20 protein-coding genes and 3 pseudogenes are annotated in these 21,847 nt (G+C 60.8%); 5 read left to right on the forward strand and 18 right to left on the reverse strand.

All coding sequences use genetic code 11. The features are described from left to right. Positions 1 to 518: 518 nt before the first annotated feature. The 11 genes and pseudogenes from NL528_RS14415 to NL528_RS14465 form a co-directional block, all read right to left on the reverse strand. The gene (locus tag NL528_RS14415) at positions 519 to 1,142 is read right to left on the reverse strand and encodes a recombinase family protein (protein ID WP_309183324.1); all 624 of its coding nucleotides are present in this window, start codon (positions 1,140 to 1,142) and stop codon (positions 519 to 521) included. 413 nt (positions 1,143 to 1,555) lie between these two features. Next, complete coding sequence (locus tag NL528_RS14420; protein ID WP_309183325.1) at positions 1,556 to 1,882, reverse strand: hypothetical protein; 327 nt, start codon at positions 1,880 to 1,882, stop codon at positions 1,556 to 1,558. Positions 1,883 to 2,031: 149 nt separating this feature from the next. After that, positions 2,032 to 2,241 (reverse strand): hypothetical protein, encoded by a 210-nt coding sequence (locus NL528_RS14425; protein WP_309183326.1) that lies wholly within the window; start codon positions 2,239 to 2,241, stop codon positions 2,032 to 2,034. 997 nt (positions 2,242 to 3,238) lie between these two features. Continuing rightward, entirely contained in the window at positions 3,239 to 3,589 is a 351-nt protein-coding gene (locus NL528_RS14430) for a hypothetical protein (RefSeq protein ID WP_309183327.1), read from the reverse strand. Between the two features lie 24 nt (positions 3,590 to 3,613). Further along, positions 3,614 to 4,963, reverse strand: coding sequence for an AAA family ATPase (locus tag NL528_RS14435; protein ID WP_309184899.1), 1,350 nt, complete (start codon positions 4,961 to 4,963; stop codon positions 3,614 to 3,616). Then, complete coding sequence (locus NL528_RS14440; protein ID WP_309183328.1) at positions 4,956 to 5,204, reverse strand: hypothetical protein; 249 nt, start codon at positions 5,202 to 5,204, stop codon at positions 4,956 to 4,958. The genes NL528_RS14435 and NL528_RS14440 overlap by 8 nt, the downstream gene beginning before the upstream one ends. After that, the gene (locus NL528_RS14445) at positions 5,201 to 5,641 is read right to left on the reverse strand and encodes a single-stranded DNA-binding protein (RefSeq protein WP_309183329.1); all 441 of its coding nucleotides are present in this window, start codon (positions 5,639 to 5,641) and stop codon (positions 5,201 to 5,203) included. Before NL528_RS14445 ends, NL528_RS14440 begins: the two co-directional genes overlap by 4 nt. 574 nt (positions 5,642 to 6,215) lie before the next feature. Continuing rightward, entirely contained in the window at positions 6,216 to 7,160 is a 945-nt protein-coding gene (locus tag NL528_RS14450) for a LysR substrate-binding domain-containing protein (protein ID WP_309183330.1), read from the reverse strand. Between the two features lie 93 nt (positions 7,161 to 7,253). Next, on the reverse strand, positions 7,254 to 8,336 hold the full coding sequence (gene hemH / locus NL528_RS14455; RefSeq protein ID WP_309183331.1) for a ferrochelatase: 1,083 nt from the start codon (positions 8,334 to 8,336) through the stop codon (positions 7,254 to 7,256). A 128-nt stretch (positions 8,337 to 8,464) separates the two neighbouring features. Further along, a pseudogene (locus NL528_RS47090) lies at positions 8,465 to 8,676 on the reverse strand (aminotransferase class I/II-fold pyridoxal phosphate-dependent enzyme); the annotation flags it as partial. A gap of 217 nt (positions 8,677 to 8,893) precedes the next feature. Next, positions 8,894 to 10,372 (reverse strand): catalase, encoded by a 1,479-nt coding sequence (locus NL528_RS14465; protein ID WP_309183332.1) that lies wholly within the window; start codon positions 10,370 to 10,372, stop codon positions 8,894 to 8,896. A gap of 310 nt (positions 10,373 to 10,682) precedes the next feature. On the opposite strand from NL528_RS14465, the gene NL528_RS14470 reads away from it, so the two are divergent. Next, on the forward strand, positions 10,683 to 12,161 hold the full coding sequence (locus tag NL528_RS14470; protein WP_309183333.1) for a cytochrome c peroxidase: 1,479 nt from the start codon (positions 10,683 to 10,685) through the stop codon (positions 12,159 to 12,161). Positions 12,162 to 13,263: 1,102 nt separating this feature from the next. Here NL528_RS14470 and NL528_RS14475 read toward each other — a convergent pair. Genes NL528_RS14475 through NL528_RS47095 form a run of 3 tightly spaced genes read right to left on the reverse strand, consistent with a single transcriptional unit; the run spans position 13,264 to position 15,160 of the window. Further along, entirely contained in the window at positions 13,264 to 14,367 is a 1,104-nt protein-coding gene (locus NL528_RS14475; RefSeq protein ID WP_309183334.1) for a sulfite oxidase, read from the reverse strand. Between the two features lie 49 nt (positions 14,368 to 14,416). Next, a complete protein-coding gene (locus NL528_RS14480) occupies positions 14,417 to 14,845 on the reverse strand; it encodes a DUF202 domain-containing protein (RefSeq protein WP_309183335.1) in 429 nt (142 codons plus the stop codon). A gap of 60 nt (positions 14,846 to 14,905) precedes the next feature. Continuing rightward, positions 14,906 to 15,160: a DUF3551 domain-containing protein gene (locus NL528_RS47095; protein ID WP_375144013.1), complete on the reverse strand. Its 255-nt coding sequence runs from the start codon at positions 15,158 to 15,160 to the stop codon at positions 14,906 to 14,908. Between the two features lie 423 nt (positions 15,161 to 15,583). Here NL528_RS47095 and NL528_RS14485 point away from each other — a divergent pair, with 423 nt between their 5' ends. The 3 genes and pseudogenes from NL528_RS14485 to NL528_RS47100 form a co-directional block, all read left to right on the forward strand. Continuing rightward, positions 15,584 to 16,204: a hypothetical protein gene (locus NL528_RS14485; protein ID WP_309183336.1), complete on the forward strand. Its 621-nt coding sequence runs from the start codon at positions 15,584 to 15,586 to the stop codon at positions 16,202 to 16,204. 6 nt (positions 16,205 to 16,210) lie between these two features. Then, positions 16,211 to 17,089: a LysR family transcriptional regulator gene (locus tag NL528_RS14490; protein WP_309183337.1), complete on the forward strand. Its 879-nt coding sequence runs from the start codon at positions 16,211 to 16,213 to the stop codon at positions 17,087 to 17,089. A gap of 105 nt (positions 17,090 to 17,194) precedes the next feature. Then, a pseudogene (locus NL528_RS47100) lies at positions 17,195 to 17,304 on the forward strand (NAD-dependent epimerase/dehydratase family protein); the annotation flags it as partial. Positions 17,305 to 17,412: 108 nt separating this feature from the next. Here the strand turns inward: NL528_RS47100 and greA are convergent. The 3 genes and pseudogenes from greA to NL528_RS14505 form a co-directional block, all read right to left on the reverse strand. Further along, a pseudogene (gene greA, locus NL528_RS14495) lies at positions 17,413 to 17,894 on the reverse strand (transcription elongation factor GreA). A 245-nt stretch (positions 17,895 to 18,139) separates the two neighbouring features. Further along, the gene (locus tag NL528_RS14500; RefSeq protein ID WP_309183338.1) at positions 18,140 to 19,645 is read right to left on the reverse strand and encodes an ATP-binding protein; all 1,506 of its coding nucleotides are present in this window, start codon (positions 19,643 to 19,645) and stop codon (positions 18,140 to 18,142) included. A gap of 446 nt (positions 19,646 to 20,091) precedes the next feature. Then, positions 20,092 to 20,334, reverse strand: coding sequence for a hypothetical protein (locus NL528_RS14505; protein ID WP_309183339.1), 243 nt, complete (start codon positions 20,332 to 20,334; stop codon positions 20,092 to 20,094). 716 nt (positions 20,335 to 21,050) lie between these two features. Between NL528_RS14505 and NL528_RS14510 the strand changes: the two genes are divergently transcribed. Further along, positions 21,051 to 21,581 carry a hypothetical protein gene (locus tag NL528_RS14510; RefSeq protein ID WP_074279926.1) on the forward strand — a complete coding sequence of 177 codons (531 nt, stop codon included), beginning with the start codon at positions 21,051 to 21,053 and terminating at the stop codon, positions 21,579 to 21,581. A 121-nt stretch (positions 21,582 to 21,702) separates the two neighbouring features. On the opposite strand, the gene NL528_RS14515 is transcribed toward NL528_RS14510, so the two are convergent. Beyond that, positions 21,703 to 21,831, reverse strand: a complete 129-nt coding sequence (locus tag NL528_RS14515; RefSeq protein WP_309183340.1) for a hypothetical protein — start codon at positions 21,829 to 21,831, stop codon at positions 21,703 to 21,705. Positions 21,832 to 21,847 lie beyond the last annotated feature (16 nt).

The following is a 21,847-nucleotide window of genomic DNA, read 5'->3' on the forward strand; positions in this document are numbered from 1 at the left end:
TGTATAGCCCCCTCCGGCCGGCGCGAATATTGCCCTGATGGACGCCGGGGCGGGGGCGATCCGCTTCAGCCTATAGCCGAGGGCTATACCCTCGCCGTCTATGTGGCCACGATCATCGCGGATGCGCCGACGGCGCCGGACGCCGCACGCTTTCAACGCGCATCGCGTCGCTCGACCTGGCATCGTGAACGTCGGCAAGGGTGTTGCCAATCGTCGACCAGGCCGCGGCATCGCCCCGAGCATTGCGCGCCAGCGACGCCGGCATGCCGAGCGACGATCGCGCGCCGATGCACGCGCGCCTTAAGGCGCAGCGCCGCTGGTTGAGTTAATTTCGAGCGGGGCGCGGTGATAGCGGAGACGAGGCAAAATCAATCAGCGAGGCTTGCAGGGCGCGGCAAATCGATCGACAGAATGTCTGTACGAATGCGCGACGCGGAAAGCCGTCGCGGTGCCGCTGATCGAGCAAATGAAAAGCCCCGCAACGAAGCGCGGGGCTCAACCTCGATTTGGTTATCTGGTCACGCGGCTTGCTTGGCGCGCTTCGCGATCTTGCTGATGGTGGCGCGGCTGCAGCCGGTCGCGGCCTGTATGCTGCTCCAGCTCTGGCCAGCGGCGATCATGCTGGCGATACCGGCATTGCGCTCGGTATCCTCGGGGCGGCCTTTGTAGAGGCCTTCGGCCTTCGCCTTCGCCTGACCTTGCGCCTGCCGGCGGCGCCGGTCGTCGTAATCCTTGCGAGCGACCGCGGCCAGCATGTCGAGCAGCATGCCGTTGATCGCCTCGAACATCCGCACCGTGAATTCATCGGCGGCACTCGTCGCCATCAGCCAGCTGGTCGGCAGATCGAGCGCGACAACGCGAAGTCGCTTGGCAGCCAGATCGGCCTTAAGCGCTTCCCAATCGGAAGCGGTGAGGCGGGACAAGCGATCGACCTGCTCGACAAGCACGATGTCGCCGTAGCATGCATCGGCGAGCAGGCGGAACAGCTCCGGCCGCGCCAGCTTGGCGCCGCTTTCGTTCTCGACATACCAGGCGACGATCGTGAGCCCGCGCTCGGCCGCGAATGCCTGCACCTGGTCGCGGGCCCGGCTAGCGTCCTGTTCGTCGGTGGAGGCTCTGAGGTAAGCGCGAACGTAGCACATCCGGAATTCCTCGGTTTGATTAGGATGGTTCACATCATAACAGTTCATTTTGAATTGTCAAACGCCATTATTTGAACCATAAAAAGGCTGGTTCGCTGGAAGCATACCCTAATTGGACCGGGTGAGATCGAGGGGAACGCGACGCGCGACTTGCCGTTGTTATGTGGCGCGGGTGAAGTCCCTGGCCTGGGCATCGCTGGCGCGGCCCCGCCGCCCACGACACGACAAGCGGCGGGGACGACTTTAAGGCCTCAGCGTAGGGTCTCCCCCGGAAGCGCTGGGGTCGCTTTTTTTTGCGGCGAGTTGGAAGGCATGCCGAAAAAAATTCGCGGCCGTGGATGCGTGCCACCTATGCGTATGAAGCCAAAGCCGCACGGGGATATTGAAGGTTGGGAAGAAGAAGACGGCGAAATCTAAGCCGACATCCAAGAGCCGCCGCGCGGGCCGCGCGGCAAAGGTCGATTGAGGCCCGAGGAAAAGCCGCAGTTTTTGCAAACGCGATCTTTCACGTTTTTATCGTAAAGCATGATTTGCGGTGGGAATGTGCAGTCGTGCAGCTCATATCCCCAGCCCTTAGCTAGAGCGACATCCGCCGCTTGCAGGGCGCGCTCGGCGGCTTCGATCTTGGCTTCTATTTCCGCACCCCCTCGCGGCAAAAGGGGATAGAGAGCCTTTAGTAAAACGAGCGCTTCGGAGCCTGCTTTGATATATTCGGACCAGTGAAAATCAGCATCAGTCATGGCAATACCCCCCGCCGTCGAGCTGCCGCGCCAAGCATTGGCTACGGTCAGCTTTGCTGAAAGTCTAGCACGCGAATACGTTAGACAGGGAGGGGATGCGGGTGCCTTGTTCGCTGCTTTCGCGGGATGCCTCACGCACCGGGCGCTGACTAATGCGCGAAGTATCGGTAGATCACGATCAGCGTCGCCGCGCCGATCACAAACCAGGATATCTCTGCTACCGTCGGGATCGAGTTGACGCGCTCGCGCAGGCGAGCGACCTCCTCCAAAATCCGGTCAATGCGTTCATCGTTCTGCTCCATCCGCGCATCGGAACACGACGCCGGCCGGCGGTAAAGCCCCAGCCAAGGCTTATCCATCTCTTGTCTCATTTCCCGCCAACATGGCGGTGTTTGAGGTAGCGGCACATGGTCCGGTGCAAGCGCGGCTGCTCGCCGGTGCTGCGGGCCGCTTCCGTGACAGCACCATCTCAGAACGGCTCATGATCGAACTCGGCCGGCCAATCGTCCGTGAGAGGCGGTATGCGGCGCGCTTGTGGCGCGCTTCCTCGGCGAGATCGATCTCGATCCGGGCATCGTCGGCGATCAGGTGCGCCGGCCACAATGGCCGCTGACCCAGCGTCGCGTAAAAGAAAGCGGCGGTCACGTAGCAAGCTGGTTGGGGTCGCGGGGGCGTTTGGGGGTCATTTGTGCTCCGCACGCGCTGCTTTGATCGCTTCCCGCAATTGGGTGTTTAGAGCCGGCCCCTGAATCTGAGTAGTGGCGTATCCGTCGCGTCTTAGCATATCCAGAATCTGGGCTACATTGGCAGCCCGTCCCGATTTAGCCAGTTCGAACGCGCGCTCTATAGGTGATTTTTTCTGATCCATCCCTACCAAGCATAGAGCAAAGTTTAACCGCGCGCGAGGCTGCCACAATCAAATTGACCCACTACCGGCGCTCGGCACCGGCTGGTATTTGATTTCCCCTAAAATCCCTTTGCTGAGCCAAAGCGGCTTGGCGAGGGACGGTGTTGAGGCACCGGGTGCGAGGGGAAGAGGGAGCGCGGGAGCGTAGGAGCCCCAGGCGACGGGAGCGGTAGCGCGGAGGGGCGGAGAAACATCCGCCTCCCCGTAGGGGATTGTTTCCATTGTTCGAGGGGTTGTTTCCACGTTGTTTCCAATTGTTCGAGCCTTGTTTATCAATGGTTTCCGGCATTTCGGTTTTCATTGTTTCCGCGTCGTTTTTTTGCTGTTTGGAAACAATGGTTTTCCCGGGTTTTTTGGGGTCTCGAACAATGAAACCCCTGTTTCGAACAAGCGGTTTTATTGGACTTCTTGCATTTAACGCGCGCGTTTTACGGGGTCCGTTTTGAGGTTTAGGAGGGTTCCCGAGCCATCCCGATACCGTCAGCGGACGGCTTGCCTTCCCATTCACCGCACCAATCATCGAGCGACGTTTCGGGCCATTCGTTACTGCGCCATCCCATTGCGGCGCCTTCGAACGCTTCCTCTTCACGGTGGAACAGGTCGAGGTCTTCGATGTCGATCTTGGCAATCTTGTATACCGCCTGCGTGAGCAGACTGAGGAGCGGCATAGCAACTTCTGTCGTGGTCGAGGAGAAGGGTACGGGTGCCCGCCTACGGCACTCGCCGTGCTCGCGTTCAATGGAGCTGCCTTCGTGCTGCCGCCAAAATCGACATGTTGGGCAGGTTCGTTCCGCGTTCATTTCTGGTTCTCCTCTTTTGTTTGGTTAGAGCGGCCACTGCAAATCCCCCTCGCAGGCGATGCGGTTTGCGGCGACGAGTTCGCGCCGGAACCTGTTGAAAATCGTGATGGCGCTTTTCCCGTTTCTCTTGACGTCGACCAGGCCGCGGGCATTGCACTCGCTCATCCACTGGTCGCGGTGAGCGGTGCGGCGGCTTCCCATCATCACGACTTCATCGCCTGCCAGGACGTTGATGAGTGCATCGAGCGCCTTCTGGGTCTGCGGAGACACCTTGCCGGGCAGGCGCGCATTGGTGATCTCGTGTGTCCAGCGGTCATCGACGAGGGTGATCTTGACCTCCTGGAAATCGAACCGCGTTGCCGGCGTGCGCTCCCGAGCTTTCTTGAACGACATGGAAAACGACACGTCGGTCTCGTCGCGTCTCACCGCATCGCAGTGAATGACGGTGTCCATTTGCCATTCCCGGGTTTTGTCGCCGTAGGAACGGGTTTCATCATGGCCTGTATGGTGTATCCAGATTTGCCCGATTGCGCGCTTTGTCAGTGATAGAGCCCACGGGATCGTCTGTTGCCATGGTTCCGGATCTTTCATGTCGCCGACGGTGAGGCACATAATGTTGTCGGCGATGACGAGATCGATCCCGCCCAGCTTTTTGATCAAGGCATTCATCCACTCCTGGCCTTCGATCGTATTCAGCGGCTTGAACCCCTTGATATCCTCGTGACTGAGCGCAAAGAACGTTTTCGGGCTCGCGCCGACGCGCCGTTCCTCGTCGAGTACGCGCTCCCTGAGCAGACGGCGCGACATTTCACCGTCGATGTAGAGCACCCGGGCGGTGCGGCGCGCCTGCCAGTGCAGGAAGTCCTGGCCGGCGGCGATGCGCATTCCCAAAGCCAAGCCGAAATTGGTTTTTCCCAATCCGGTCGCAGCCGTCAGCAGGCAACGGGTCGTGGTTGTCAGCCAATTGCCCATGATGAAATCAGGGGGCGGCAGATCGCGCTCGCGCCACTCGTCCAATGTGAGCGGCGGCAACGAAGTGATTTCGATCTGCGGCGGCGCGTGATCCGGATCGGCATCAGCATTTTCCGGGATCTCGGCCCACGGTGGCGGCTCGTGCCCGTTCGTCGCGCGCGCGTCGTCGACCCGTGTGACCGCGCTTTCGATCTGGTACTTGATGACCTCTTCCGCGCCGCTGCCGGGCTCGCCTGCCAAGTCGTGCGCCGTCGCTATATCCCAAAGCTCTTGCTTCACCATCTCGCGGCTGAAGCCGGGGACCGTGCCGCCGATCATGCTGACGCGGTCGACGAACAGGCTCATCTTGGCGCCGGCCGGCGCGAGCGAAAGATCCTTGCTAATGAGGGCGAGCTTATCCATCGTCACTCAGCCTCCACCGTGCGAAAGCTTCGGCGAGGATCCATTGAATTCGGTCCTGACCGAATTTTGCGACAAGGCCTTGCGCGACCGCGGCTGCCTGCAACGTGTCGACCGAGTCCTGCAAACTGTGAAGGCCATGCGAAACGAGGTGCGCGCGCGCCTCGCAGCGCGCCAGGAAAACGTCGATCGGCGCCGGCTTCGGGCTTTGATGATGATCGATCCGGAGGGCTGCGCTGATCATAGGGCGGCCTCGAACGGAACGTCGTCATTGAAAAACGCTGGCCCTCCTGCTGCGGTCTCTGGCGTCGCGTCGGGCAAGATCGATCGCTTCGCGATCTCATCGCCGGCTTTGCTGCCGGCTGGCGGTGCCTTCGGCTTTCGCTCCTTTGGCGGAGCGCGCAGCGCAAGCACATGGTCGACGAAGACCGTGCGCGAAATTTTGCCGTTGTAGATCTCCAACTTGACGCTGCCTTGTGCGCTGAGCTTGTCGCCCTCGCCGAGACGCATCAGCTCGGCCTGCGCAGTGTCGCCGAACACCAGGAGGTTCCAGAAATCGGCCGCGTTGTTGTCTGCCGATGCTGTCCGGATTGATGCGGTGGCGTAGGTCTTGCCGGTCTTCGAAGTTTTCAGCTCGGGATTCTTGAAGAGGGCGCCGGAAATGAGGATGTGAACGCTCATGCCGTCCCCCCTGTCGCGAAGCGCAGCCGTCGGCGCGCGCGCCGTTTAGGCGCCCCCGCGGCGTCGCGATCGATCAAGATTTGAACGTAGGCGGCGCGGCCAGGCGCGAGCACACAGACCGGATATTCGTTTGGGAATGGCAGCCTGGTGCGAATGTGGACGTCGGGGCGTTTGGCGAAAAAAGCGTAATCCGACTCGCCGGCGGTATCGGCCAGCAAAGGCGCTTGCGGTTTCGCGGTATCGGGGATATTTGTCTGATCTAGGCTGCCAGGCCGGTTATCAGACTTCTTCAGAGGCCCGTCCCCGATGACGGGCCTCGCCGTTTTGAACGTCATGTTGCGCAACCTGCTTAGAGGAAGCGCCCGGTGGCCATCGAGACCTCGTCAGGCTGTGAGTGGTAAGAGAAGGGCTGTGGTCGAAGGTGGAATTACCCCGCTGTCCTGGTGGCGGCCCGCTGAGACAATGCCGGGAAAAGCCGTTTCGCCCCAATACGTGCCTTTAGCGCGGTGAGACAGCCCAAGTGGTTGATTTAGGCCGTCATGCTCGTTATGCCTAGATCGCCAGTTTAAATAGCCTATAGAGCTTTTTTGGAACGATCCGAGCCTGTCAGTGAGGCGCTGTCGCAATGCTCGATGCCAGGATGACGAAAATTCTGAAGATGGGCGGCGAGATTGGCGAAATCATCGGCGCGCGGGTCGCTGCGGCGCCAGACCAGTTCAATCGTCCGCGAGTAACCGGCCAGCGGCAAAGGCACATATTCGATGCCGTTGATTTCGGTGACCGCCAGTGCTGGCATCAAGGTGCATCCTTCGCCCGCTGCGACCATGTATTTCAGGGTCTCAAGACTGGTCGCGTGGCGGTTTGAGGCATCGATCTCGGAGCATGCCTCGATCGCCTGCTCGCGGAGGCAATGGCCATCTTCAAGCAACAGGCGCTCGTTGGCCTCCAGGCCCACCCATCCCATGCCGCGCGCTGACGTGGCCGAATGGCCGCGTGGACACGCCATTACGAAGGGTTCCCGGAACAGAGGGGCTTCACTCAACCCCGGTTCGATGACGGGAGCCGACATGATGACGGCATCGAGATCACCGCGGATCAGCGCCGCAATTAAATCGTCGGTTCTGCCTTCGCCGAGGACGAGGGAGAGAGCGGGATAGCGCGCGCGCAGATCGTGGAGGACGTGGGGGAAATAATAGGGTCCGAGTGTCGCTATCGCGGACAGCCGGAGCGTGCCACCGAAGGGTTCGCCGGAGCGGCTGGCGAGGTCGAGGAGGCCACGGGTCTCAAGCAATATCTTGCGCATTTGATCGACGAGTTGCTGACCTTCCGCGGTCACGATCAAACGCCTGGTCGTACGCTCGAAAATGACCGTCTTGAGTCGGGCTTCGAGCTTGCTCACTTGCACGGAGAGGGAGGGTTGGGCGACGTGACACCGCTCGGCCGCCTTGACGAAGCTGCCAAGCTCCGCAACGGCGACGGCGTATTCAAGATCGCGAAGAGATAGGCCCGAGACATTCATACGCGAGGATATAGGAGATGACTATCAATAATCAACGAAGGTTGTGACAATCCTATTTGTAAAGATGTCGCCGGCGGGGGGCCTTCCGCCACGCTAGATCCATCCCTGCAATTCGCGGCGGACGATGGTCTCGATCAAGCGCATCCCGCCGTCACTGGCGTTGAGGCATTGAATCCGGACAAATTCCTCGCCGCCGCCCTCAAAGAAATACCCGGCGTTCTCCTCGCCGATCTCCTCGATCGTTTCCAGGCAGTCCGCCGAGAACCCCGGGGTCAGGACAGCGATGCGCTTCACGCCGCTGGCCGCAAGCGCCTTCACTGTTTCATCGGTGTAGGGCTTAAGCCATTCGGCCGATCCAAAGCGCGACTGGAACGTGACGATGAACTTGTCCATGGGCAGTCTCAAGCGCAAGCGGATCAGTTCCCCGGTCCTCTGGCAGTGCTCGTAATAGGGATCGCCCTTGGCCAGCGTCTCGGCCGGCATGCCGTGGAACGAGGCGACGACCACCTCCGGCTCGAAACTCAGACCATCCCGCCTATCCGTGATCGAGCGCGATATCTCCTCGATGTAGGAGGTGTCGTCGTAATAGGGAGCGGCCACACGAAGGACGGGTTGCCGCCGCATCTTAGCCAGCGCCTCGAACACCTTGTCACAGGCCGTTGCGCTCGTGGCCGCGGAATACTGCGGATAGAGCGGCAGCAGCAGGAGCCGGTCGCATCCCTGATCTGCCAATCGGTCGATAGCCGATTTGAGCGATGGATTTCCATATCGCACGCCCCAGTCGACGACGACGTCAACCGAGTTTGGACCCAGCAGGCCGGCGTCGATCGCGGCCTGCAGTTTCTCGGCCTGCGCGCGCGTGATCGTCTTCAGCGGGCTCTCGTTCAATTCGCGATTCCAGATCGTCTTATAGTCTTTCCCCTTCGTGGCTGGGCGAGACGTGAGGATCAACCCGTTGAGAATGAAAAACCAGATCAGACGCGGTGCTTCGATGACCCTTCGATCCGAAAGAAACTCCGAAAGATAGCGTCGCATCGACCAGTAATCGGTTGCGTCGGGCGTACCGAGGTTGCTCAGCAAAATGCCGATTTTGCGGGGGGTGATGAAGTTGGCTTTCGGAGGCTGCGAAAACGCCTCCTTTGTCAGGCTTGCAAGGTTCGCGCGGTAGAAGGTCATGTGTGCCTCGAAGTAATCGCCATGATTGGGCACCGAGCGAGATTGGCCTGCCGTTGCGGGGAGGGCCGACGCTTCAGCCGTCGGCACCTATCGTTTCCGCCCGTTCGTGACGGCGCTCGTGCATCGCCGAGTGCCAGGCCGAGTTCCTGCCATACCGCCATCATGGCCTGTGCGAGTTCCGCGATCAGGCGGGCCCCGTGGAATGGGCCCGGTGTGATGCGCAGCCGCTCGGTGCCGCGCGGCACGGTCGGATAATTGATTGGCTGGATGTAGATCCCATGCCGTTCCAGCAGCAGGTCACTGCCCGCTTGCAGAGATCGGGATCGCCGACCATCACCGGCGTTCGAGATCGGCGAAGACGCGGTAACGGCGCTCGTCCTTGAGCGCGGCGAGCGTCGCTTCAAAATGAGCGACATAGTCGACCATGGTCAGTTCGTCCTTCGGCGCTTTTCGCTGGATGACCTGTCCGCGCTGAGAGGGGTCAGCGCGGACAGGGTGCCAAGGGCAGACGGCATTGGGGGCGTTGCCGATCTACCCGAGGGTTGAGGCATCAGATGCTATTCGGCTGCCTCGGTCACAGGGTTGGGTACGATCCTCGATCGAGCGAACTTGGCGATCGCGTCGGCCACGCCCTTGCCGTAGGCCGGATCGGCCTGCGTGCAGTTGGCGATGTGGCGCTCGACGACGGGCTGAGAAGCGCCATTGATCGCGCGCGCGGTGTTGTCGAACAGCACCTGCCGCTGGGCGGGCGACATCATGCGGAAGAGGTTGCCCGGCTGCGAGAAGTAGTCGGTATCCTCCCGGTGGTTCCAGCGCGCTACCGCGCCTTCGGTCTTCAACGGCGGCTCCGAGAAATCGGGTTGCGCCTGGAGCGCACCGCGGCTGTTCGGCTCATAATGGGTGCCGCGGCCACCATTGCCATCGACGCGCATCGCGCCGTCGCGATGGTAGCTATGGACCGGGCATTTCGGGGCGTTTACCGGAATCTGCGAGTGATTGACGCCGAGCCGGTAGCGCTGGGTGTCTCCGTAGGAGAACAGGCGGCCTTGGAGCATCTTGTCCGGAGAGAAGCTGATGCCAGGGACGATGTTTGTCGGGGCGAACGCGGCCTGTTCGACATCCTGGAAGAAGTTTTCCGGGTTGCGATTGAGTTCCATGACCCCGACTTCGATCAACGGATGGTCCTTTTTCGGCCAGACCTTGGTCAGATCGAACGGATTGATCGGATAGTTGTCGGCTTCCTCCTCCGTCATGATCTGCACATAGAGCGTCCACCGTGGGAAATCGCCGCCTTCGATGGCCTCGAAGAGATCGCGCATGTGACTCTCGCGATCGCCGCCGATCGCCGCGACCGCTTCGGCATCCGTCATGTTCTGGATGCCCTGCTGCGTGCGGAAGTGGAACTTTACCCAGAAGCGCTCATTCTGAGCGTTGAAGAAGCTGTAGGTATGGCTGCCGAAGCCGTGCATATGGCGCCAGGTCCTCGGGATGCCCCGCTCGCTCATCACGATCGTGATCTGATGCAGCGCTTCCGGCAGCAGCGTCCAGAAATCCCAGTTGTTGTCGGCGCTGCGCATTCCGGTGCGCGGATCGCGCTTAATGGCATGGTTCAGATCGGGGAACTTCAGCGGGTCTTTGATGAAGAAGACCGGCGTGTTGTTCCCGACGAGATCCCAGTTGCCTTCGTCGGTGTAGAATTTCAGGGCGAAGCCCCGAATGTCACGTTCGGCATCGGCCGCGCCGCGCTCGCCGGCGACGCTCGAGAAGCGAGCGAACATCTGGGTCTGCTTGCCGACCTCGGCGAAGATCTTGGCCTTGGTGTAGCGGGTGATGTCGTGTGTCACCGTGAAGGTGCCGAAGGCGCCGGCGCCCTTCGCGTGCATGCGCCGCTCGGGAATCACTTCGCGGTCGAAGTGGGCGAGCTTCTCCAGGAACCACACATCCTGCAGTAGCGCGGGTCCGCGCGGGCCGGCGGTCATAATGTTGTTGTCGTCAACGACAGGGGCGCCGAATGCGGTCGTCAGTTTATTACTCATTGTCTGGCCTCCTTTGATGGTCCTGGGCTGGCGCCATCGAGGTTCGGTGGTGCCGAATCCGAAGATAGGAGGCGATGATTATTAGAGGAAATATATACTTCCGCAGACTCTTATAGGCCTTTCCTATGAGTGTGCGCGTTCGCTTACGAAAGCGCACAGATAAGCCGTCGTATTCCAGGCGTTGCCTGAACACGCCGCATGAGGCAGGTCACGCCGGAATTGTCGCGCCGGGGCACTCCGTCTTAAAGCGGTCGGGCTACGGTGCTATGTTCTGCACGTGCCGCTTAGCGCTGGCTTGCAGGGTTCCAAAGTGAAGACACGGCGCACGCTCTTTTCGATCGCAGCTGCGATCTTCGTTGCCACGCTGGGCGCCGATGCGCCAAACGCGCAGGAGGCCAACGCGAAGCTCTCTCCTCAGGCGCTCCAGGAAATTGCGCAGGTCGAGGTCGAGATTGACCGCATCGAAGCGCAGACAATCGAGCGCCTTGCTGCGCCGCCGGACAATCAGATCCAGCAAATCGAATTGCTTGGCAAGGTGATGCTGTACGACAAGAATTTGTCGGTATACCGCAACGAGGCATGCGCGTTCTGCCATATGCCCGAGACCGGCTTTACCGGTCCGGTATCGGAGCTGAACCGCTCCACCGGCGCCTATCCCGGCTCAGTGCGCACGCGATTTTCCGATCGCAAGCCGCAGTCGCACGCCTACGCGCCGCTGTCGCCGGTGTTGCACTACAATCCCGGGCAGGGTGACCTCGTCGGCGGCAATTTCTGGGACATGCGCGCGACCGGACGCCGGCTGGGCAACCCGGCCGCCGAGCAGGCGCAAGGCCCGCCGACCAATCCGGTGGAAATGGGCCTGCCCGATATCGCCTGCGCGGTCTATCGCGCCTCGCAGCGGCCTTATCGCGTCCTGTTCGAGAGCGTGTGGGGGCCGCAGAGCTTTGCGATCGCATGGCCGGGCGACGTGGCGGAGGTCTGCGATCGGCCCGGGCCAGCGACCGCCGGCGATCCGTTGCCTATTCATCTGAGCCGGATCGATCGCGGCCGGGCCGGCACCACCTTCGACCAGATGGCGCAATCCATCGCTGGCTATGAGGCGTCAGCCGAGGTGACGTCGTTCACCTCAAAGTTCGACGCGGTACGCGCGCAAAAGACGCCGTTCACGCCGCAGGAGCAGCAGGGATACGACCTGTTCCGCGGTAAGGCACGATGCAACGAGTGTCACCGTGACGGCGGACCCGGCGAAGACCCGTTGTTCACCGACTTCACCGCCAGCAATATCGGCACGCCGGCCAACCCGAGGCTTCCTTACTATGAGGAAAACCGGCCTGACGCATTGGGCTATGCCGCAAATCCGAATGGATCTTCATTCGTCGATGGCGGCGTCGGCACCTTTCTCAAGCAAGGGCATCTGCTGAGCCAGCCCTCTGCGGTGGATCAGCGATGGCTGAAACTCGCGCCCGACAACCAGGCGCGAATGCAAGTGCCGACACTGCGCAATGTCGACAAGCGGCCGTCTCCAGCATTCGTGAAGGCTTACGGGCATAATGGATACTTTACCAGCCTGAAAGAGATCGTGCATTTCTACAACACGCGTGACGTTCTGCCCCGATGCAAGCCTGGCGACGCCGGTGAGGGCACGACATGCTGGCCTGCGCCAGAATCGACCGACAACATGAACACGAGCAAAGTCGGGAATCTAGGCCTGTCTGACACAGAAGAGGACGCGCTCGTCGCCTTCATGCAGACGCTGACGGACGGCTTTATGCCTCTCGATCGGCAGTAGGTGATGAAGCTTGAAAAAAATGCTCTGAAAGTAGAACCGATAGAATTTCCTAAGTCCACGCACACATCACGCTGACGGTGATTTAGCGCACGACTTTGAACAGATCTGGCGATGACTCCAGAGTAGAAATCGCCTTGGTCTCGACGGCGTAATCCAAGACGAAAAAAAACCGCAGCAACGAGTCCGACCTTGGCGTGCGTGCCGCAAACCTTCTTGCGAACAGCAAAGCTTCTCCTGCTTCCGGAGTGGACGACTTTTGCAAGACGGTGCACAACGCTCTTCGTCATCGCGCGATACTCTGTATATCGGCCGGGCCGCGGCAACCGTGCGTTTGTGGGCCGCTGACGCGACCCTTGCCGCAGCCACCAAAGAAAACGCTTGCGGATAGGTTGGGCCAAGTGATGGTCGGCGGTGGCGGATCATTGGCCCTCACTGCGCTCGGGAAGGCCGGCTTGGTCTGAAAGGACCCGATGGCTTGGTAACTTGACCAAGTGGTTGTCGATGCTCGCCTATGGTTGGCGGAGGGCGCGCGACGCAGAAACAGGTGCCGCGACATTTTAGTTCTGCACGCATCGTTCAAGACGCAACGCTAAGCGTGGGCGCAACGAAAACGACTAAATTGGGTTTTAGGGAGTTCAATCGAATTGACGGTCGCCGCGTAGGTGACCTGGCAATTCGTCAATGGCTGAGCCCCGCTAACTCTGGACGATCGCCTGGATCAAAGTCGGATCTCGGAGAAACGACCGGTTATGGCGGCCCGCCGCGCAAAGCGGCCGTTCGCCCAAACGCCGACGTCGGCTCGGTCGCGCCGGACCTATGAAGGGGATTTGAGCGGGCACGCTGAAGGGACGCGAATGGGTTTCCCGGCGACGCGAACAGAGAACAAAATGAACGGCCACGGCAAACCTACCCCACGGTGCCACGTTTCAGCTCACCCTGCCGGTGAACGCAGACACGTGGGGTTGCGCCCGTAATCCGTCCGGAGAACAGGCGCCCGGCCGTGAAGTCAGCTCTGGGTCTAACGGCACATTTGAGGAAGGTCCGGTTTTGGCTGCCGGACATTCCCGCCCCCCGGTTCACTTCGAGCGGCGTATGCCGCAATTCAAACCGCAGCCACAAAGACCTCGATTGGCAGCGGGTGATCGATCACATAGCTGCCGAAATTTGGATTGTGAGCGTCTGGCTGGCCACGTTGGTCTGCTCCCACCGCACGCGCCAACAGCGTATAACCGCCGGGTTGTGCCGGCGTGATCCAATCGTATTTCCAGCGGCGCCATGCGTGGCGGTTGATCGGGTCGACGAAATCGCCCTGAACCCACGATGCGCCGCCGTCGAGGCTGATCCAGATCTCGGCAACATCGGTGTCCCCCGCCCATGCGGCGCCGAAAATAGTGTAGGAGCGATTGGGTTCGAGCGTCTCGTACACGCGTGGACGTGCGATCTGCGACTTCAGTTTCATTTCGGCGAGCGGCCGGCGCACAGGTGTCCCCTCGGAATCATCCCAATAGCCGTAGTCCGACGTCTGCCAGTAGCCCTGGAAAGGCTGTGTGGTCGCAACAATGTCGGTCAGCCACTTGACCGACGCCATGCCGTAATGCCCCGGCACGATGGCGCGGAGTGGATAGCCGTGATCGGGCGTCAGGTCCTGCCCGTTCATCTGGTAGGCGATCAACACATCGGACTCCATCGCCTTCGTCCTCGGGATACTGCGGGCATAGGAGATCGGACCCGGGGGCTTGGGCTCTTCCTTCGGCACGCCGCGATCGGCGCCTTCGAGCACCAGTTCGCAAACCTCGTCCGCGAGTCCGGCCCGCTCCAACAGTATGGAGAGGGGAACACCCGTCCATTCGGCATTGCCGACCGCGCCGAGTTGCCATTGTGCGCCGGGCACCGGCGGCACCATGAACACGCGGCTGTTGCCGGCGCATTCCAATGTGGCGACGCAGGTCCGTGAAGGCATGGCGCGGATATCGGCGTAGCTCAGGCTTAGTTCGTTTCGCACGGCGCCGCTTATCGATAGCCGATAGGCGAGCGGATCCAGCTCCGGCGTGGGGAAATGACTGCGAATGTAGAACAGCTCGGACGGCGTGATGAAGTCGCCGAGCTGATCGAATGGCATTTCCAGATTATTCGGGCCTTTTTGCCGGATGATCAGTCCAACGGGGCGCGTCGCCGTGCCGGACCAGTTGTCGGTTTTCATATCCATCGCAGAGTTCTCCTGTCGGGTTTCGAAATTGAATCGCGCGGCAAGAATGTCAAATCCGCGCGAGATTGATGCAGAAAATCAGCACGGCGATTGCGAGCGCCGCCGAAAGTAGCAACTCCGCACGGGACTGCGGGATCTGGATAACCTCATCGCGATCGATCGCGCGCCGCGTGCGTACAAAGGCGAAGCTGCTTCGTGCGATGATGGCGATTCCGATCGTAACCATTGCCAGTCCGGCATAGCGGGTCGCGACCGCGACGAACGCGCCGGCGTCGTCCGGAGCAAGACGGGGTATGCTTCCGCCACCGACCGCATCGACAAAGACGTTCAGCTTGATGAGAAAAAATCCAAATGCCGCTACGGCGAGGCCGGTGCGTATCCACGCAAGAAAGGTTCGCTCGTTCGCCGCGTGGTTTGTGTAGTTAGCGATCATTGAATCTCTCTTCGTGCAACGAACATGAAGCTCCGCGCCGACCAAATCGTGACGACTCTTCGCACATCAATTCGCGAGCGGCGCGGGTCTCCCGATCCCCATCGATTAGTGAATGCGCTTACCGGCGGCGCGATAGCTCGCATACGCATTGGAGCTGTAGGCAGGGTTCATGACGCAATAGCCCAGGCCGCCGGACGCGGTGGCGCGGCATTGTTCAAGGTTCACGTAATCGCACTGGACTGCATCGGTAGAGCCGCCGGCGAGGCAGACTGGATATGTCTGAGCAGCTGCTTGCGTTGGCCCGCCAAGAATGTACGCCGAGGTAAGAAGGGGTGCCAGGATCATAAGAGATCGTCGCATTTCGTCTCTCCATTCGTCTGTTGTTGAGCGTTGGTGATGTTGGTCAACGTAGGCGTGCCCGTTTCAGCAATCCAATTCATTGTTTTCATCTTTCCAATCGATGCGATCGATAGATGAGACCGCCGGAGACTAGCTGTGCCGGGTTGTTCGGAGCACGACGCGGCGCGGTAATCTTCAGGGCGCTCGAGCTTGCACGGCATTGCCGATCGTGTCGGGAAGACCGGATGCGATCATGAGACAGCGCATGCAGTATCCCGTTTCGCTTCGAAACTTGATGAGTTGACCAGACACTGTTGACCATGGCGTCGCGGGATCGGCGCATAAACCTGCGCCATCGCCTTTTCCACCACGCGAGCCAAGCCTTGATCAAGATATGAAAACGATTGGTTTTACCGTTATTATCTGTTAGATTGATCGATAGAGATGACCGATATCGAGTTGGAAGGCCGATGGAGCCAACTCATGACGTTTATCTCAAGCAACAAACTTGCCGAATCGCTGAACGACGGTGCCGACGCCCGCCTTCCTTCCGCCGTCCAACGAGGGCCCGGCCGGAGCACCCCCGAAATTCTGCCGGGCCTGTTCCCGAATTGGGTTATCGCGGGAGCGGCGCTCGCTATCAGACAACTGCCGGGCATGGCGACCTTCAGTCCCGTGATCCTGTCCATGATGGTTGGAATTGCGTTCTACAACATCGCCGGGACGGTGGCCTGGGCGAAACAGGGCGTGACATTGCGTCTCCGCTGGCTGCTTCGTATTGCCACCAATACCGTTACCGATGCCCTTGATGAAGAGGCTGCCTGCGCAATCGCGTGTGTAACCGTCTTCGGATCGGTCGTGATGTTCGCCGATCCGATCGCTGCCGATGCCAAGGCATGGATTGTCGCCGCGGCGACATTTCTCTCGATTGCATTGGCCGCGATAGGCCTGGAGACTGACATCGGCAGGCTGACGGCGAAAGGCTTTCGGCCTGCCTTGCCCGGTGCACTCGCCTTCCTGTTCATCGCGGGCTTCGGCCTCACGCTGATCGAATTGATGGAGTAACGCGCTATGACTCTGGAGCAGCTTCGCATCTTCATCGCGGTGGCCGAAAAGCAGCATGTTACGCAGGCCGCGCGCCAATTGAATTTGACGCAATCAGCAACGAGCGCCGCGATCGCGGCGCTGGAGACGCGTTACGCAATCAAGCTGTTTGACCGCGTCGGCCGCGGCATCGTACTGACCCAGACGGGCCGCGATTTCCTCAATGAGGCACGCGCGGTTGTGGCTCGCGCCAAGGCCGCGGCACAGGTCTTAAATGATTTGGCTGGCCTCAAGCGTGGCTCGTTGAACGTGGCAGCCAGCCAGACTGTCGCAAATTATTGGCTGCCGCCACGCATCGAGGCGTTTCGCAAGGCCCATCCAGGAATCGATCTGCACGTCACGATCGCAAACACCGAGCAAGTCGCCCAAGCTGTCCATCGAGGAGATGCAGACCTCGGTTTCGTCGAGGGTGAGGTTGACGATCCCTCGCTGGCCATCCGGAAAATAGAAGGCGATTCGTTGGCCGTAGTGGTCGGAGCGAGCCATCCGTGGATCGGCAAGGCGCGCATCACGCCAAAACTTCTAACCGAGACATGCTGGATTCTGCGAGAACCGGGCTCCGGCACCCGCTCCATGTTCGAGGCTGCGCTCAAGAAGCTCGGCATGAAGCTATCGGACCTTGATCTCCGGCTTGAGCTGCCATCGAACGAAGCCGTACGCGTTGCCGTGGAATCCGGGGATTGCGCCACGGCGATTTCGGATCTGGTTATAGCGTCGTCACTGGCTGCAGGAACGCTTCATCGAGTAAAGATCGATTTGCCGAAGCGCTCGTTCTTCGTCTTGCGGCACAGGGAGCGATATGCGAGCCAGGCGGAAAAAGCCTTGTTTGCCTCGTTCCGGATGTAAATGAAAATCAATTTCTGCTACTCATTATACCTCTATAATGCCACTACTTTACCAGAATGACTTGTGCGCGGACAGTCTCAACTACGTAAACTTGGAGACTACCTCATGCGTGTCTTTGTTACCGGTGCCACCGGATTTGTCGGCTCCGCCGTTGTCCAAAGAAACTGATCGCGGCGGGGCATGCGCTTCTGGGTTGGAAGCCAAAACAGTCGGGGCTTATCTCCGATATCGACCAGCCGAGCTATTTCGAAGCCTAGCCTACGTTGCTTTCGAAAGGCGGCCGCCAAGCCCGAACGCGGCGCAAAGCGGCCGGTGCGGGCGTGCTACGAGATCGCAATGATCTCAAGCTCCTGACCGGATGTACCGACGACATCCCCAACAGCTTTGCCGATCAGAAGCCTTGCCACTGGGATACGAAGGAAATCGAACCGGCCTTAGGGTCCGCTTCGTCCTCTCCCACGATATGATATTTCTGCACGCGCCCATCGTCGCGCCTGAAGGTCACGGTGCTCCCAAAGGCGACAGTGTCAGTCGACGTTGGATTGGTGACGACCTGAGCCGTCCGAACTCTCGCCGCAAAGTAGCGCGCATCACGCAAAGGGGTTGCTGCTTGCCGCCGTCGTTCATTGACGTCTTCGATCTTCCGCGCGGTCTCGTATGCCTCGCGAGCCTGGTGGAGCTGAAATTCCAGAGCCCTCAATCCGGCTTCCGTAACAAGGTTCGGATGAGGTGAAACCGGGCGGTCGGGAAGCAAAGTCTCCGACGCAGTTTCGGCACTGTCTTCCTTGGTGAAAGCAACGCTCAAGCTCAGAACTCCTTTTACGCGAGATATGCAAAAAGCGGTTCGGCGACAAGAGCGCCGACTCGTCAAAGGAACTCTAGCGCAACGCTCAGCGATTTTTGCGAATCATATACCGCGGACCGAGACGGGCGCCGTTATCAAGTTGCCTCGTTTGTGTATCACTCGACGGAAGCGCTATGGCAGTCCTCTGCTGCAGACAGCCGCGGCTTGATGCGTGGTATTTTCTGAGTGCGTGCTCGACCGTCGCATCATAGAGCCGAACTGCAGCCTTGCTCCGCCGGCAGTTCCTCGGCATTGGGGTCGCCCGGTGCCGTCGCCCAGGCCAGTTCGACGAGCGTCACGATCCGCCGACCGGCACCGTCAAGCTGGCAAACGATGAGGCCCTGCTCCTCGATGTAGGTCAGCAGACGCCGTGCACGGCGCAACGAATGTGAGCCATAGGCGCGGGCAATCGCTGCGTCGCCCGGGCAGGGCCAACCTTCCTTCGCGGCGCGGGCGATCATCATGAAGACGCCCTGCATATCCTCCGGCAGAAGTGAGGCGCGGACCGAGACATCCTGCCACCCGTCATCCTCTGCCATATCGGAGCCGAGCCCGGCGCGGGCGTGCGTCAGCATGCGACGGAAATCACCCAGGTCCGGCACGGCCGAACCGAGGCCCTCTATTCGGCAGCGGACCACGAACTCCTGATAGAGGAGGCCGATGGCACGGAATCCCGCGTCGGGTTCCGCCATGACGGCGCCCAGAATACGGTCCACTCGCTGACGCCGCTCCGCCAGTTCCTCAGCGCTGAGTGGCTGCTCCACCGCTTCGGGACGGATCTCCAGCGCCGCGGTTTTCGCCGCCATGAGCTGGCCGAGGAGATCTGGCGACGACCGGCGCGGGGGCCGATTATTCTCGGGCGGCGGCGCTGCCAGGATGATGGCGCGTGCGTCCAGTGTCGCTTCCGGCAGAGGCATCAGGCGCGGGGTCGCGTTGCGCGGCGTGGTATCCGTTGGACCAATGCGCAGCCCCAGCGGACGGCGGGAGAGGGCCGGTCCGAGCGCCATGAATTGCCCGCGCTCCAGATCCCGGAAGGCCTCCGCCTGTCGCCGCTCCATGCCCAGAAGGTCGGCGGCGCGCGCCATGTCGATATCCAGAAAGGTTCGGCCCATAAGGAAATTGGACGCCTCGGCCGCGACGTTCTTGGCGAGCTTCGCCAGTCGCTGGGTGGCGATGACTCCCGCAAGCCCGCGTTTACGGCCACGGCACATCAGGTTCGTCATGGCGCCGAGCGAGAGCTTGCGCGCCTCGTCCGAAACCTCACCGGCGACTGCCGGCGCGAAGAGCTGTGCCTCATCCACCACCACCAGCATCGGGTACCAGTGGTCGCGGGCGGCCTCGAAAAGCCCGCCGAGGAAGGCGGCAGCGCGCCGCATCTGGTTCTCGGCGTCGAGCCCCTCGAGATTGAGCACCGTGGAGACGCGATGGATGCGCGCTCGCTCGCCGGCGACCTGCAGGCCCCGCTCGGTATGGTCCTCGGCATCGATCAGGAGGTGGCCGAAACGGTCGGTAAGCGCCACGAAGTCGCCTTCGGGATCGATGATGGTCTGCTGCACCCAGGGGGCGCTCTGTTCCAGCAGCCGGCGCAGCAGATGGGATTTGCCGGAGCCCGAATTGCCCTGCACCAGCAGGCGGGTCGCCAGCAGTTCCTCAAGGTCCAAAGTCGCCGGGGCGCCTGCCGTCGTGTGTCCCATCTCGATCGCAACGGTCATGTCTCGACTCAAAGTCTCCCTGCGGAGGCGGGCTTAACAACCTGATCGCAGCCCGTCGAGCACCTATGGCCGACCACTCCGTGTTCTCCACGGCTGCTCGAACGCCATCAGCCCGGATGAATGCCGACCTCCGCACACTTCGCGCACCGGAGGCGGCTGCCGAGGTTGTGGACGAAGGTTGTCGGCGATGCGTGAGCGCGGCCAGATCGACATCGTTCGGTCTGCGACCTGTGTCGACACGGACGACAAGCGCATGGCAATTCGTCGAACGGCCGATATTGCCGCGAAAGCGGTCGTTGGCACAATGGTTTATGGAATGCTCTCTTCTGAAGGATTAGCTGACAGTATATCCCCGATACGCCAAAAATGCCGCGTCTTGATTCACAGCGGACCGTCGGGTCCGGCCAAGGCGACGGCACCCTTGCCTAAGTAGGCTGACTTGCTAGCTACGGAGGCGACGCCCGCGGGGGAGCGTCGATCTGCACGGTAGCCGTCATGCCGGCCACGAGGCGGATGCCATCCGCTACCTGATCGATGTGAATGCGTACCGGCACGCGCTGCGCAAGCCGGACCCAGGTGAAGATCGGATTTACCGACGCGAGCCCCGCCTGGTCCGGCTGCGCGTTCGGGATGTTGATGCCACGAGCGACGCCGCCGACATGGCCACGAACGAGCTGGCTGTAGCCCATCAGCTTGACGGTTGCCGGGTCGCCCTCGTGGATCCTGCCGAGACTGGTCTCCTCGAAGTAGCCATCGACCCAGAAGGAGTCGGTCTACGTGACATTCCAGAAGTTGCGCGAGCGCGTGAAGGAGCGATTCGGCGGGTCGGTCAAGCAGTTTCCTTCGGATGGCCCTGAGCCGTCCGGTACGAAGCGGCTTTGAAACCACCGACTTGAAGACCTCCAGGGCGCATGTCGACTCTTTGCAGTAACGCACCTCGGCATGACTTCGTCGACGTCTTATCGGAATGACGCAGCGAACCAGGGTCGGGTAAGGTCTGGTTGTCGAGTTAATTCCCTGCTTTTGGTTTTGAATTCCCTGTTCTTCAAATATTTTCCCTGTTAATTTGAGTAGGGAATGGCGAGACAAGTGGCTGCAGCGCTGCGGTTTCTTGCCATGAAATCGGGCCAGGGAGCCTCAAAAGTGTAAAATTCCCTGTTAGCAGGGAATTTGCGTGGAGACGGGTGCGATCAGCACTGTGTCGCCAGCCATGCGTTCAAGAAATGAAATCGGCCGCTTCTTCAATCGCTGCGATTCATTCCGACCGCGATCGGCGAAATTCTTCTGCCGACGACGTCATCGAGCAGGTGAAAATCCGAGGCTTCGTACCCACTCTCTCCGAGACACGAAATGGATCAGACAGGCGCAGAGGCGTAAGCTTGGCGCATCCGGGCAGGGTCCAGACATGAACGCAAACCTGGAAGAACGCGATGTGGGTGGCTACTCGGTCGCCTACCGGCGCGACGACACCAACTTTCCCGTCTATGTCACGGCCGCGCTGGCCGCGGTGTTCGTCACGGCCGCCTGGATCACCGGCGAAGCCTATTGGCTGGCATTCGCCTTGGCGGCCGCCGGCTTCACCTACTACAACATGCCCTTGCTGGAGACCGGGCGGCCCACCATCGGCGCCAATCAGTATGGCATCTTTATCCAGGCCTTCGGACTGATCCGGTGGCGCGCGATCGAATATATCGGTCTGGCGGAGATCGCCGAGCGCGCGATGACCGTTCACGAGCTGCAGATCGTGCTCAACGCGCCGCTCGGCAGCGCGCTCGTGGCCGACTGGCGCAAGCAGCCGAACTATCGCCGGCTGATGCGCCTGCCGTGGCGCATGGACCACAACGGCGTGGTGCGGGTCAACGTGGAACCGTTCGACCAGCCGGCCGATGAGATCCACCGCACATTCCTCAGGATGTTGCGCTATTACCGGAGCTAGCGCATGGACCCCAACGCCACCGCCGCCTCCAACACGCGCGCAACCGGGACATCCCGGCAAACAACGACCCCTCGGGTATCCGGGGCTCCGGCTCGATCCGCTCCGTCACGTCTTGCTTCGTTCAGCCGCCGAACGCCTCATCGCGGAAATGCGCGTCCGAGATCTGTGCATCCGGATGGTGCGTGATGGTCATGAACCAAACGAGGCTGAAGAACAGCGACCATGCTGTGTCCCAATAGACCCAGTTCATGTGGCTCCTCGCTTGC

The organism is Bradyrhizobium sp. Ash2021 (genome assembly GCF_031202265.1).
Lineage (GTDB): Bacteria > Pseudomonadota > Alphaproteobacteria > Rhizobiales > Xanthobacteraceae > Bradyrhizobium.